The organism is Marinifilum sp. RC60d5, from assembly GCF_052400665.1.
Classification (GTDB): Bacteria; Bacteroidota; Bacteroidia; order Bacteroidales; family Marinifilaceae; genus JBQTGK01.
Map to the genome: position 1 here is coordinate 53,059 of NZ_JBQTGK010000005.1, position 13,426 is coordinate 66,484.

At 34.9% G+C, this 13,426-nt stretch carries 15 protein-coding genes; all 15 read left to right on the top strand.

Annotated elements, in window-relative coordinates; all coding sequences use genetic code 11:
• Positions 1-19 precede the first annotated feature (19 nt).
• Entirely contained in the window at positions 20-946 is a 927-nt protein-coding gene (gene rsgA, locus ACT3CE_RS12925) for a ribosome small subunit-dependent GTPase A (protein ID WP_444710185.1), read from the top strand.
• 25 nt (positions 947-971) lie between these two features.
• Entirely contained in the window at positions 972-1,739 is a 768-nt protein-coding gene (locus ACT3CE_RS12930) for a TIGR00266 family protein (protein ID WP_444710186.1), read from the top strand.
• 60 nt (positions 1,740-1,799) lie between these two features.
• Positions 1,800-2,831 (top strand): tRNA 2-selenouridine(34) synthase MnmH, encoded by a 1,032-nt coding sequence (gene mnmH / locus ACT3CE_RS12935; protein WP_444710187.1) that lies wholly within the window; start codon positions 1,800-1,802, stop codon positions 2,829-2,831.
• Positions 2,832-3,172: 341 nt separating this feature from the next.
• Positions 3,173-4,270 (top strand): sensor histidine kinase, encoded by a 1,098-nt coding sequence (locus tag ACT3CE_RS12940; protein WP_444710188.1) that lies wholly within the window; start codon positions 3,173-3,175, stop codon positions 4,268-4,270.
• Between the two features lie 198 nt (positions 4,271-4,468).
• Positions 4,469-4,996 carry a YceD family protein gene (locus ACT3CE_RS12945; RefSeq protein ID WP_444710189.1) on the top strand — a complete coding sequence of 176 codons (528 nt, stop codon included), beginning with the start codon at positions 4,469-4,471 and terminating at the stop codon, positions 4,994-4,996.
• 17 nt (positions 4,997-5,013) lie between these two features.
• Complete coding sequence (gene rpmF / locus ACT3CE_RS12950) at positions 5,014-5,199, top strand: 50S ribosomal protein L32 (protein WP_127343203.1); 186 nt, start codon at positions 5,014-5,016, stop codon at positions 5,197-5,199.
• A 172-nt stretch (positions 5,200-5,371) separates the two neighbouring features.
• Entirely contained in the window at positions 5,372-6,370 is a 999-nt protein-coding gene (locus ACT3CE_RS12955) for a beta-ketoacyl-ACP synthase III (RefSeq protein ID WP_444710190.1), read from the top strand.
• A 360-nt stretch (positions 6,371-6,730) separates the two neighbouring features.
• Positions 6,731-7,102, top strand: a complete 372-nt coding sequence (locus ACT3CE_RS12960; protein WP_444710191.1) for a bactofilin family protein — start codon at positions 6,731-6,733, stop codon at positions 7,100-7,102.
• Entirely contained in the window at positions 7,086-7,322 is a 237-nt protein-coding gene (locus tag ACT3CE_RS12965; RefSeq protein ID WP_444710192.1) for an AtpZ/AtpI family protein, read from the top strand. Before ACT3CE_RS12960 ends, ACT3CE_RS12965 begins: the two co-directional genes overlap by 17 nt.
• 601 nt (positions 7,323-7,923) lie before the next feature.
• Entirely contained in the window at positions 7,924-9,003 is a 1,080-nt protein-coding gene (gene atpB / locus ACT3CE_RS12970) for a F0F1 ATP synthase subunit A (protein WP_444710193.1), read from the top strand.
• 63 nt (positions 9,004-9,066) lie between these two features.
• Positions 9,067-9,324 carry an ATP synthase F0 subunit C gene (gene atpE / locus ACT3CE_RS12975; protein ID WP_444710194.1) on the top strand — a complete coding sequence of 86 codons (258 nt, stop codon included), beginning with the start codon at positions 9,067-9,069 and terminating at the stop codon, positions 9,322-9,324.
• A gap of 165 nt (positions 9,325-9,489) precedes the next feature.
• On the top strand, positions 9,490-9,984 hold the full coding sequence (locus tag ACT3CE_RS12980) for a F0F1 ATP synthase subunit B (protein ID WP_444710195.1): 495 nt from the start codon (positions 9,490-9,492) through the stop codon (positions 9,982-9,984).
• A gap of 87 nt (positions 9,985-10,071) precedes the next feature.
• Positions 10,072-10,620, top strand: coding sequence for an ATP synthase F1 subunit delta (gene atpH / locus ACT3CE_RS12985; RefSeq protein ID WP_444710196.1), 549 nt, complete (start codon positions 10,072-10,074; stop codon positions 10,618-10,620).
• 80 nt (positions 10,621-10,700) lie between these two features.
• Positions 10,701-12,308 (top strand): F0F1 ATP synthase subunit alpha, encoded by a 1,608-nt coding sequence (gene atpA, locus ACT3CE_RS12990; RefSeq protein WP_444710197.1) that lies wholly within the window; start codon positions 10,701-10,703, stop codon positions 12,306-12,308.
• A gap of 88 nt (positions 12,309-12,396) precedes the next feature.
• Entirely contained in the window at positions 12,397-13,269 is an 873-nt protein-coding gene (gene atpG / locus ACT3CE_RS12995) for an ATP synthase F1 subunit gamma (RefSeq protein ID WP_444710198.1), read from the top strand.
• The last annotated feature ends 157 nt before the right edge of the window (positions 13,270-13,426 follow it).

Consider the following 13,426-nt stretch of genomic DNA (forward strand, 5'->3'; position numbering starts at 1 on the left):
AAAAAAAAATAACGCGACATTGAAAGAAGGACTAGTAATTAAATCGACGGGAAGTTGGTATACAGTGAAAACCAACGATGGAGAAATTCACAATTGCCGAATAAAAGGGCGATTTAGAATGGATGGAATACGAACGACCAATCCGGTTGCAGTTGGTGATAGGGTAGATTTTGAAGAGGATAAAGAGTCAAAAGTGATTGTTAAAATTCACGATCGGAAGAATTACATCATCCGAAAATCATCAAATTTATCAAAGCACAGTCAAATTATAGCCTCAAATGTTGATCAGGCTTTTTTAATTGTAACAGTTAATTATCCACTTACAACAACCACTTTTATCGATCGGTTTTTAGCGGCTGCCGAAGCATATCGAATTCCTGTTCGTTTAATTTTTAATAAAATTGACCGGTACCGGCCTAACGATAAAGATCGTTTAGTTGAGCTAAAAGGGATCTATGAAAAAATAGGTTATAAATGTTTCGAAATTTCTGCCAAAAACGGAACTCATCTCGATACAATTCGTGAAGAATTAAAAGAAAAAATTAATCTTTTATCTGGTCATTCGGGAGTAGGAAAGTCGACTTTGATAAATGCCATTCAACCAGGTTTGGATTTAAAAACCGGTGAAATATCTGAAGCTCATTCGCAGGGAAAACACACCACAACTTTTTCGGAAATGTTCGAATTGGATTTTGAAGGTTATATTATTGATACTCCTGGAATTAGAGGGTTTGGAACTATCGATATGGAAAAAGAAGAGATGTCGCACTTTTTTCCAGAAATTTTCGAAACTTCAGAAAAATGTCAATTCAATAATTGTAGTCATATTCACGAACCTAAATGTGCCGTTAAAGCAGCAGTCGAAATAGGTGAAATTAGCATAACTCGATACGAAAGTTATTTGGGTATGGTTATGGAGGATGAGGACAATAAATACCGCATATAAAAATTGTGAATTATAATTTAAGTAAATGAGATCACACGAAGTAGATTATACTATTCTTGGGAATGATATTCAATTGGTCGAAATTGAGTTAGATCCTCAGGAAACGGTAATTGCCGAAGCAGGAGCTATGGCTTATATGGAAGAGGGAATCGAATTTGAAACCAAAATGGGCGATGGATCGGAACCGGAGCAAGGTTTGTTCGGAAAACTTTTATCTGCAGGTTCTCGATTAATTACTGGTGAATCTATTTTTCTTACTCATTTCACTCACCGTGGATATGGAAAATCTAAAGTCGCATTTTCGGCTCCTTACCCCGGAACAATTATGCCTGTAGATCTGCAAAAATCAGGCGGTTCTTTAATTGTTCAGAAAGATGGATTCCTGTGTGCCGCTTTGGGAACAAAAGTGAGTATTACATTTAATCAGAAAATTGGTTCTGCACTGTTTGGTGGTGAAGGTTTTATTTTGCAAAAACTGCAAGGCGATGGAATGGCTTTTGTACATGCTGGCGGAACCATTATCGAAAAAGAATTAAATAATCAGAAACTTAGGGTAGATACCGGATGTGTTGTTGCTTTTGAGGAAGGTATAGAGTTTTCGGTTGAGAAAGCAGGGGGTTTAAAATCTATGGTTTTTGGAGGAGAAGGTTTGTTTTTAGCAACTCTTAAGGGAACAGGAAAAGTTTGGCTGCAATCTATGCCCATCCGAAAATTAATAAAGGCAATTGCACCCCGAAGCGAAAACAGAGGAAAAGGCTCCAGTTCAATTCTTGGAGAATTTCTCGAAGATTAAAAAATATATTTCTGGCACGTAATTTATTACGTGCTTTTTTTAATATTACAACAATATAATATGGCTAAAATGCTTGACCCCAAAGAATTTCTAGAAATGGGGAAATCAATACCAATGGTTGATGTGAGAACTTCTGCTGAATTTGAGAATGGACATATTCCGGGAGCACTTAATTTACCAATATTTACTAACGAAGAGCGAGTAGTTGTAGGTACCAAATACAAAAGAGCAGGGAAGGATTCCGCCGTTTTGTTAGGCTTGGAATTGGTAGGACCCAAATTAGCAAGATTTGTTCAACAGGCGAAAAAAATTGCACCTCAAAAAGAAATTTTATTGCATTGCTGGAGAGGTGGAATGCGAAGTGGAAGTATGGCCTGGTTATTCGAAACGGCCGGATTTAAAGTGTATCTTTTAAAGGGTGGATACAAAGCTTATCGAGCCTTTAATCGAGAACAATTCAATAAGATACCTAAGCTTGTAATACTGGGTGGAATGACCGGCAGTGGAAAAACTGCAGTCCTTCACGAAATGCAAAAACTGGGGGCTCAGGTTGTCGATTTAGAGGGTTTGGCAAATCATAAAGGTTCGGTGTTTGGAGCTTTAGGACAGGCCAAGCAACCAACAAACGAGAATTTTGAAAATCAGCTGGCTCAGCTTTGGCAAACATTTGATGCCAATAAACCAATTTGGCTCGAAGATGAAAGTAAATCCATCGGATCGGTATGGATAAACGATATTCTTTTTGCTAAAATGAGAGCAGCAGAAGTTGTAAAATTAAACATCCCCAAAGAGGAGAGAATAAAAAGGCTGGTTAAAGAATATGCCTGCTTCGATATTGAAGTATTGGCCCTAATGGTTTCTAAAATTGAAAAACGCTTAGGCGGATTAAATGTAAAAAGAGCCTACGAGAGTCTGGAAAATAACGATTTTGCGACTGTGGCAGACATTACCCTCACATATTATGATAAGGCATACCTGCATGGGCAGCAAAAAAGGGAAGGACAAACAATTCATCAGCTCGAATTGCCTAAAGATATTCCTGCCGAAAATGCCAGAAAGGTTCTGGAATTTTATAATTCTTTGAATATGTAGTAGGTTTAAATCATGTTGTTTTAAGAGTTGCTAAGAGCTTTAAAAATTACGCAATCTAATTGTTAAGATTAAAATTGATATTGCTGTTTAGTGCTTAAAAATGCTTTAGCTATTATCTTTTGATAAGAACACCGGACCAGATTTAACGTTTTAGGATTCTATCACAAATAAAAAGTACTATCTTCGATACTATGCAATTGGAAAAATTACTTTGCGTAGATTTTTTTAACTCAATGAATAAGAATTAATTCGATTTGTCGTTACTTTTAATAGAAACCATTCAACTGTAAGCTTTGGAATTTTACTTCAAAAACCGGGACTGGAAATACCATTTCTTAATTGTGGCTATAATTATTATAGTCAGTTCGATATTGTATACCAATAATTTAGTTGGGAAGCTGGCTCATGAGGAAGCTAAAAAAGTAGAGCTTTGGGCAGTTGGTTTGCGTGAACTACATTTAAATCCAAATCAGGAAGTTGGTTTAATAAATCGAATTTTAGAACAGAACGAAACCATTCCGGTTATCCTGGTCGATGAAAACGATTCAATTGTTGATTACAGAAATATAAAGCTTGCTAAAGGTAAGGAGGAAAAGATATTAAAAGATCGATTTGCCGAAATGAAAAATGAAAATCGGTTCATCGAAATACAATTAGTAAATGGTAAAAATTACATTTATTACGACGATTCCAGTATTCTAAAAAAATTAGCCTGGTATCCGTTTATCCAATTGGGAGTTATCATTGTTTTTATAATTATTGCATTTTTGGCTTTTTCCTATTCAAAGTCAGCCGAACAAAATCGGGTTTGGGTGGGCATGTCGAAAGAAACAGCGCATCAGTTAGGTACGCCCATTAGTTCTTTAATGGCCTGGATGGAATTAATAAAATCAGGAAATACAGATCCTTCCTTAAATATTGAAATGAGTAAGGATGTAGATCGTTTACAGGTAATTGCAGAGCGTTTTTCCAAAATAGGTTCTAAGCCAGTACTAAAACCTGTAAATATTGAAGAGAGTTTGCAAAATAGTATTGAATATCTAAAAAAAAGAACCCCTGGAAAAGTAGAATTTATTTTTAACCGACCCGATGGCTTCGAGGGAAAAATTCCTTTGAATAAAGAGCTCTTTTCGTGGGTAATCGAAAACTTGTCGAAAAATGCTGTAGATGCAATGGAGGGAAGAGGGGGTTTAAAATTTGTGTTAAAAGAAAAGAATGATGATATAGTGTTGGATATAAGTGACACAGGTAGAGGACTTTCTAAAAATCAATACAAAACAATATTTAAGCCAGGTTATACTTCTAAGAAACGTGGATGGGGACTAGGATTGTCTTTGGCGAAAAGAATTATTGAAAATTATCATCAGGGAAAAATTTTTGTTTTAAGCTCGGAAGTAGGCAAAGGAACGGTTTTTAGAATTATTTTACCAACAAAGTGAACCAATTGGTTTTCAAATACTGCAAATTATTTTGAAAGCAAAAAAGAACTACGTACTTTTGCAGCCCGTTTTTCACGGAATTAGTTATTGAAACTGTATGTCAGTTCAGTAATTGCTTGAAATTGACAAAAAAGATATGCTTTTTTGTTAATTCGTAAGATTAATTTTTATACTTTTGCAAAGTTTTATTTGAATATTTTGGAAAATCTCACAAAATATACGATTCCTTTTAAAGGCTTAAAGGATGGTTTGCATGAATTTAAATTCGATGTAAATCCTGAGTTTTTTAAGTCTTTTCAGACGGAAGATGCTTATCAGGGAGAAGGTGCTGTAAAGGTTACTTTCGAAAAAAAGACCTTGGTAACAAGCTTACGGTTCGAGTTGAAAGGAAAATTAACAGTGGCCTGCGACAGATGTCTCGAAGAGCTTATTCTTGATGTGGAAGGTGAAAACTTTCTATATCTTAAGTTTGGAGAAGAACATGAAGATTTGGCTGAAGATGTTATTGTGTTGGCAGAATCTGAAAATGAGATTAACGTGGCACAATACATTTATGAGTTGTTTACCTTAAGCTTACCATTAAGCTTTGTTCATCCTGATGATGAAGAGGGAAACAGCACTTGTAACGAGGAAATGATTCAAAAATTGAATGACCTCTCGGTAAATGAAGAAGATAAAATTGACCCGAGATGGAATGATTTAAGAAAATTGATTGATAATAACTAGTTAAATAGGTTAGAAAAATGGCACATCCAAAACACAGAACGTCGAAGCAGAGAAGAAATAAGAGAAGAACTCATCTTAAAACAACTCCTGCTACTTTAGCATCTTGCTCAAATTGTGGAGCAACTGTTAAATATCATACTGTTTGCCCTGAGTGCGGTTATTACAGAGGCAAATTAGCAATCGAAAAAGAAGTTACAGCATAATCTGAGTAAATTAATTCAGATTTGAAGCTATACAATTTGCTCCTTAGATATTTCTCAGGGGCAAATTTTGGTTATACATGACTGAGCAAAGATTATTTTTAAAAATAATCTTGTTTGGAATATACATAATTGTATAGGCTTTAATCTGAAATAAACAAAGTAAGATTAAACAATGTCAAAAATTAATGCAGTTATAACAGGAGTTGGGTCTTATGTTCCCGACTATATTCTTACCAATGATGAATTGAGTACCATGGTTGACACTAACGATGAGTGGATCATGACTCGTATTGGTATCAAGGAAAGAAGAATATTAAAAGGTGAAGGAAAAGGATCTTCCGATTTGGGAGCAAAAGCTGTTCAACAGCTTTTAGAAAAAACTGGTACATCGCCTGATGAAGTTGATTTGTTGATTTGTGCAACAGTAACTCCAGATATGCAATTCCCAGCTACAGCTAATATTATTAGTGATAAAGTAGGAATTAATAGTGCATTTAGTTTTGATATAAATGCTGGATGTTCAGGGTTTTTATTTTCCCTGGCAACGGGTGCAAAATACATTCAATCGGGAATGTATAAAAAGGTAATTGTTGTAGGAGCAGAAAAAATGTCTTCTATTGTTGATTATAGCGATCGTTCAACATGTCCTATTTTTGGTGATGGTTCGGCAGCAGTTCTTCTTGAGCCAACAAACGAAAATGTTGGTATTATTGATGAGATGCTGCATACTGCAGGTTTCGGTCGTAAGCACTTACATCAAAAAGCTGGTGGTTCTTGTAAACCTGCAAGTCACGAAACAGTGGATGCAAAAGAACATTTCATTTACCAGGAAGGAAATCATGTATTTAAACATGCAGTTTCGAATATGGCAGATGTTTCTGTTGAAATGATGGAGAAACACAACATTACATCAGAAGATTTGGCATGGCTGGTTCCACATCAGGCAAACAATCGTATTATCGAAGCTACCGCCAAACGTATGGGCTTAGTGAAAGAAAAAGTAATGATTAACATTGAAAAATATGGTAACACTACGTCAGCAACTATTCCTTTGTGTTTATGCGAGTGGGAAAATCAATTAAGAAAAGGTGATGATTTAATCTTATCAGGTTTTGGTGCCGGGTTTACCTGGGGAGCCATTCTGGTAAAATGGGGTTACGATCCAAAATAAGAATTAGATCTTAAGATATTTAAAGAGGCTTCCGAATGGTAGCCTCTTTTTTGTTCTGAATCATTTCGTTTATGTGGGTATTATATGAGCAATTTTTTATATTTGTAGTGTTCCCTAATTAAAAAGGTAAGTGAGGATTAATTAAATGTGAAGATCTGGATAATTTTTTTAAAAATTATAAGTTGATTTAGAGGATTGATTCATAATTTTAGGAAATAATAAACATATAGAATATTAATAATTTAGCAGGATAAATTTATCCTGCCATTTATCATTCTAATTGCAATTCCGATTTTATTCCTTTAAATCAGATTTGTAATCATCAATACGATTTCAAACATGTTTAGTAAAAAAAATAAAATGAGCAGAAACAACGAAGTACAGCCAACAGCAGTAAACCTTATTTGTGATGGAACCTCAATTAAAGGGGACGTTCAGGCATCCAGAGATATTCGTATTGATGGATATTTGAATGGGAAAATGCAGGTTAATGGTAAAGTTGTAGTTGGTAATACAGGAAAAATTGAAGGAGATGTGAATTGTAAAACTATTGATGTTTCTGGTAAAGTAGAAGGAAATATAGTTGCTTCAGAAATGGTGAATCTGAAATCAACGGCATTGATATTGGGAAACATTGCAACAGAAAAAATCTCTGTTGAGCCTGGTGCCAAATTTACCGGAACCTGCAAAATGGGTGAAGCAGCCCCTAAAAAGGATGAAAAGAAAAAATAATCCCAATAAAAAAAAGGCCAAGAAGCAAGTTGACGGAATTATAAAATATTCCGGTTTGGCCTTTCAAATGATTGTAATTATTCTCATGGTTTTATATGCAGGTTTTAAACTAGATGAGTATTTGCAAAATGAATTTCCGTTATTTACAATTATTGGTGCTTTTTTAGGCGTAATATTATCTTTATACTTCGCTTTAAAGGATCTAATTCGTATGAAGTAATAATCTTACAAAAGATATGGAAAAAAAATACAAGAACTATATATATAAGTTAGGCTTACTCTCATTTATCTTGCTGGCTATTTCAGTAATTTTATTTTTAACAGCTTTTAAACCGTGGTTTAATTATATTTTTCCTTTCGTAATATTATATTTCTTTCTTATTAATTCCTTTCAGCACTTTAAATTGTTAAAATCAGCAGAAGGAAAACCTCAAACTTTCCTTACAAATTACATGGCTTGGTTTGGAATTAAGTTATTTCTAAATTTAAGTTTTGTGATTGTTTACGTACTTCTTAATAGAGCGCAGGCACTGAGTTTTGTCTTGTTTTTTGCAGTCTGTTATTTAGTATATACCACCTTTGAAGTAATGGCTCTAACCAAGACATTAAGGTCGGGGAATGTTAAATGATCTTAAAAAGTTCTGCAGAGTACTTTTTTTATTAAATTTGAGTGACCAAATCAGAATTTAATATTTGAAAAAATAATAGATTCTTAGAAATTAATGACCGATAAACAGAAGTAGAATTCGGTTAAAAAAAATAAACAAATAGAACAAGTCAAATATAAATTTGAACAACTATTTAAAGCATGTGATTTACGTATGAAAAACATTCATCGATTACTGTTAATTTTCTTCTTATTAGCAGCCGTAACACCGGCTATTGCTTCCGACGAACATGATACTCATGCTCAGGATACACACAAGCAGGAAAAATTTGCCCCCGGAAACTTTATCATGGATCATATTGCCGATGCTTACGATTGGCATGTGTTTTCTATTGGAGAATTTCATGCAACAGTTCCGCTTCCGGTAATTGTTATTTCAGAGCAAACAGGTTTTCACATGTTTATGTCTAGTAAATTTCATCATGGACATTCTTCCTATAAAGGATTTTCAATAGCTAGCGAAGGCGACTATAGAGGAAAAGTTGTTGAAATGATAGACGGACATCAGGTTCGTCCTTTTGATATATCAATGACAAAGAATGTGGTTGCAATGCTTATAAGTATGGCTTTTTTGCTTTGGATATTTATATCCGTAGCGAGAGCATATACTCATAGAAAAGGGCAGGCACCTAAGGGAATACAGTCGGCAATGGAACCTCTAATACTTTTTGTACGCGATGAGATTGCAAAGCCTGCCATTGGAGAAAAAAAATACGAAAAATACATGCCCTTTCTTTTAACCATCTTTTTCTTTATCTGGTTAAACAATTTAATGGGATTGGTACCATTTATTCCCGGAGGAGCTAACGTAACTGGAAATATAACCATTACAATGGTATTGGCTGTATTTACCTTTATTATTACAACATTTAGTGGTAATAAAAATTACTGGCTTCATATTTTTAACACCCCAGGTGTACCTTGGTGGCTAAAATTTCCTGTGCCATTAATGCCTTTGGTTGAACTAATGGGAGTATTTACAAAACCATTTGTTCTTATGGTCCGACTTTTTGCTAATATAACAGCAGGTCACATGATTGTACTGGCATTTGTAAGTTTGATTTTTATTTTTGGACAAATTAGTCCAATGTTAGGATACGGAACCTCTGTGGTTTCGGTTTTATTCGTAATTTTCATGGATATGCTTGAGCTTTTGGTTGCATTAATTCAAGCTTATGTATTTACACTTCTTTCGGCGCTGTATTTTGGTATGGCAACAGAAGAACATCATTAAGAATTTATCAACTCCCCAAAAGGGAGCTATAATAGTTTTTATTCATATTTAACTAAAAACGCTATGATTACATTATCAATTATTCTTCAGGCTGCAGCTAGTATGGCAGTTGCTAAAATGGGTGCTGCTTTTGGAGCTGGTTTAGCTGCTATCGGTGCTGGTATCGGTATTGGTAAAATTGGTGGTTCTGCTCTTGAGAGTATTGCTCGCCAGCCAGAAGCATCTGGAGATATTCGTTCAAACATGATTGTTGCTGCTGCACTTATCGAGGGTGCTGCTTTCTTTGCAATTATTATTTGTTTGTTGGCGATCGTACTGTAACACCTGCACGATTAAATTTAATCGTATTGGTGTTATACTGGTGCATATAAATTATGCATTGGTATGTAGCATTATCCACAATTTGCCATAAGAGGTTGTCTGCGGCAAATTGTGGACACTATTAAATGTAAAATCTCACCTTAGGTGAAATAAAATAAGAATACTATGGGCTTGGTAACACCTGAATTAGGAACCTTTATATGGATGTTTTTTTCTTTCTTGGTTGTATTGCTTATTCTTGCAAAATATGCTTGGAAACCAATACTTAACGCATTAAAAGAAAGAGAAGATTCAATCGAGGATGCGCTTAATTCTGCCGAACGTGCAAAAGAAGAAATGGCCAAATTACAGGCCGATAATGAAAAAATTCTTCAGGAGGCTAGAAAAGAGCGTGAAGCGATGTTAAAGGAAGCAAAAGAAATGGGAGCTAAGTTGGTTAACGAAGCGAAGCAAAAAGCAACTATTGAGGCTGATAAAGTTATAGAATCCGCTCGTATTAATATTGAAGGTGAAAAAGCAGCTGCTTTAGGTGAAATTAAAGCTCAGGTTGCAAACCTTTCGGTCGATATTGCCGAGAAAGTTCTTCGTCAGCAATTTGCCGATGATCAACAACAGAAAGATTACTTTAAAAAGTTGATGGACGAAGTAAAACTTAATTAGTGAATAGTAAATGAGTAAATGAGTGAATGAGGATTTCGCTGTAAATCATATTGATACTTACTACTCATATCTAATATCTAGAGAAATATGAACGAAAGTAAAATCTCGGTTCGATATGCGAAAGCTCTTTTCGAATTAGGAAAAGAGAAAAAACTAATTGATACTGTAATTAAAGATATTCAGCTGATTGATGAAGTTTGCAAAAATATTGCAGATTTTTGGCTAATGGTCGAAAGTCCGGTGGTTAAAACTTCGCAAAAGCGTGCTTCGGTAAAGCAAATATTTGAAGATAGAATCAATGAAATGACTCTTAATTTTTTAGATTTAGTTGTAAAAAATAGAAGAGAAATTTACCTGAAAGATATTGCACGAAATTTTTTAGCCTTGTGTCGCAAAGATCAGGGAATTTTATCAGCTACTTTAACTTCAGCTTCGGCTATGGAAGAAAGTAGTAAGAAAAATTTGAGTCAGCTTTTATCAAAATCTTTCGATTCAAAAATTGATTTGGAAGAAGTTGTTGATAAAGATATAATTGGAGGTTTTGTACTTCGAATTGAAGATCAGCAATTGGATGCAAGTGTGAGTACACAGTTGAATCAAATTAAAAGAGAATTGCTCTCAAATCAGCTAAAATAAAGTTTTTACTGGTAATTTTCTTTAATCATAATAAAATAGATATTACTTAAGGCACTATAAATTGTTTAAATAGTATAAATATGGCAAGTATAAAACCTGCAGAAGTTTCGGAAATCCTAAAGCAGCAACTAGAAGGATTAAAAACCGAAGCAGAACTGGAAGAAGTCGGAACCGTATTACAAGTAGGGGATGGTATCGCCCGAATTTACGGTTTATCACACGTTGAGTCCAACGAGTTAATTGAATTTCAAAATGGCGTTTTAGGTATTGTATTGAACCTCGAAGAGGACAATGTGGGTGCCGTTCTTTTGGGTGAATCTCAGGGAATAAAAGAAGGTGACGTTGTAAAACGTACCAAGCGTATTGCTTCCATTAATGTTGGTGAAGGTATGTTAGGACGTGTAATCAACACCATTGGTGAGCCAATTGATGGGAAAGGTGAAATTACAGGTATTACTTACGAAATGCCATTGGAACGCAAAGCACCAGGAGTGCTTTATCGTCAGCCAGTAAATGAACCTTTACAAACAGGTTTAAAATCGGTTGATGCAATGATTCCTATTGGTCGTGGACAGCGTGAGTTGATCATTGGTGACCGTCAGACTGGTAAAACAGCAATTGCTATTGATACAATTATCAATCAGAAAGAATTTTACGATAATGGGGAACCTGTTTACTGTATCTATGTTGCAATAGGGCAGAAAGGATCTACCGTTGCAAATATTGCCAGAACTCTCGAAGAACATGGAGCTATGGCTTATACAACTATTGTATCTGCTACTGCAGCCGATCCTGCAGCATTGCAATTTTATGCACCATTTGCGGGAGCATCCATTGGAGAGTTTTTCCGCGATACAGGACGTCCAGCATTGATTATTTTTGATGATTTATCGAAGCAGGCAGTTTCTTACCGTGAGGTTTCTCTTCTACTTCGTCGTCCACCAGGACGTGAGGCTTACCCAGGTGATGTATTTTACTTGCATTCAAGATTATTAGAGCGTGCTGCTAAGATAATTAACTCCGATGAAATTGCTCGTCAGATGAATGATTTACCTGAAAGTTTGAAGAATGTGAAGGATGAAAATGGAGAATCAATTATTAAAGGAGGTGGTTCATTAACTGCACTTCCAATTATTGAAACTCAGGCAGGTGATGTATCTGCTTACATTCCAACCAATGTAATTTCAATTACTGATGGTCAGATTTTCCTCGAATCAGATCTTTTTAATGCTGGTATTCGTCCTGCAATTAACGTAGGTATCTCGGTATCTCGTGTGGGTGGTAATGCTCAGATTAAGCCAATGAAAAAAGTGGCAGGTACATTGAAATTAGATCAGGCTCAATATCGTGAATTGGAGGCATTTGCTAAGTTCGGGTCGGATATGGATGCAGCTACTCTTTCTGTATTGAATAAAGGTGCTAAAAACGTTGAGATTTTAAAGCAAGGTCAGTATTCTCCTGTAACTGTTGATAAGCAAGTTGCTATTCTTTACTGTGGTTCCCAAGGTTTATTAAAAGATGTTCCTGTAGACAAAGTAAAAGAATTTGAGACAGATTTTCTTGACTTTATGGATTTGAAACACAAAGATGTTTTGAAGGAAATAGGATCAGGAAAGTATACGAAGGAAGCACAGGATGTAATGAAATCTGTTGCTGCTGAAGTATCTGCAAAATATAAAAATAATTAACAGTTAGTAGTTAATAATGAGTAATTTTGATAATGCTTAATTGCTCATTAATTATTAATTGATTATTGCTAATTATTAATAAAAGTAAATGGCTAATTTAAAAGAAATTCGTACTCGTATTTCGTCGGTTCAGAAAACCAAACAGGTTACTGCAGCGATGAAAATGGTTTCTGCTGCTAAATTAAAAAAGGCGCAGGATGCTATTGTGCAAATTCGACCTTTTGCCGATAAATTACATGAGATATTGTCGAACTTAACGGCAAGTTTGAATGATGTTGATGATAATTTATATGGAAAAGAAAGAAAGCCTGAGAAGGTTTTGCTGGTGGCAATTACTTCGAATAAAGGCTTATGTGGAGCTTTTAATGCGAATGTAATTAAGCAGGTTACTGTTTTGGCAGGGACAAGCTATGCCGAACAAAATCAAAAAGGTTCATTGCATATATTAGCAATTGGTAAACAAGGATATGAAATTCTTCGCAAAAGCTATAATGTGATTGGAGAATACAATCATGTTTACAACGAGTTGAATTTTGAAAATGTATCTGCAATAGCATCTTCGGTAATGGCTGAATTTGTGGCAGGGAAGTACGATAAAGTAGAATTGGTTTACAATCAATTTAAAAATGCTGGTGTTCAGATCTTAACAACAGAGCAATTTTTACCAATAATTCAGTCTGAGGAGGAAAATAAGATACAAACAGAGTATATTTTTGAACCGAATCAGGAAGATATTCTAGAAGATTTAATTCCTAAATCCTTACGAACACAGTTCTTTAAAGCAATGTTAGATTCGTTTGCTTCGGAACATGGAGCACGTATGACCGCAATGCATAAAGCTACCGACAATGCTTCGGATTTGATTCAGGACCTTAATTTAACTTATAACAAGGCTCGTCAGTCTGCAATTACTAACGAAATATTGGAGATTGTGTCTGGAGCGAATGCTTTGGCTCAATAGAGCGTGTTTTTAAGACCATATTTAAACAAATAATATTGCTGCAAAGCTCACCTTCGGGTGGGTTTTTTTTATAATCCGATTTTAAGTTCTTGTATTTTAAAAATACTGAGTAGATAAAAAATCCCCATCTGTAAGGATGAGGATTTTTTTATACCTG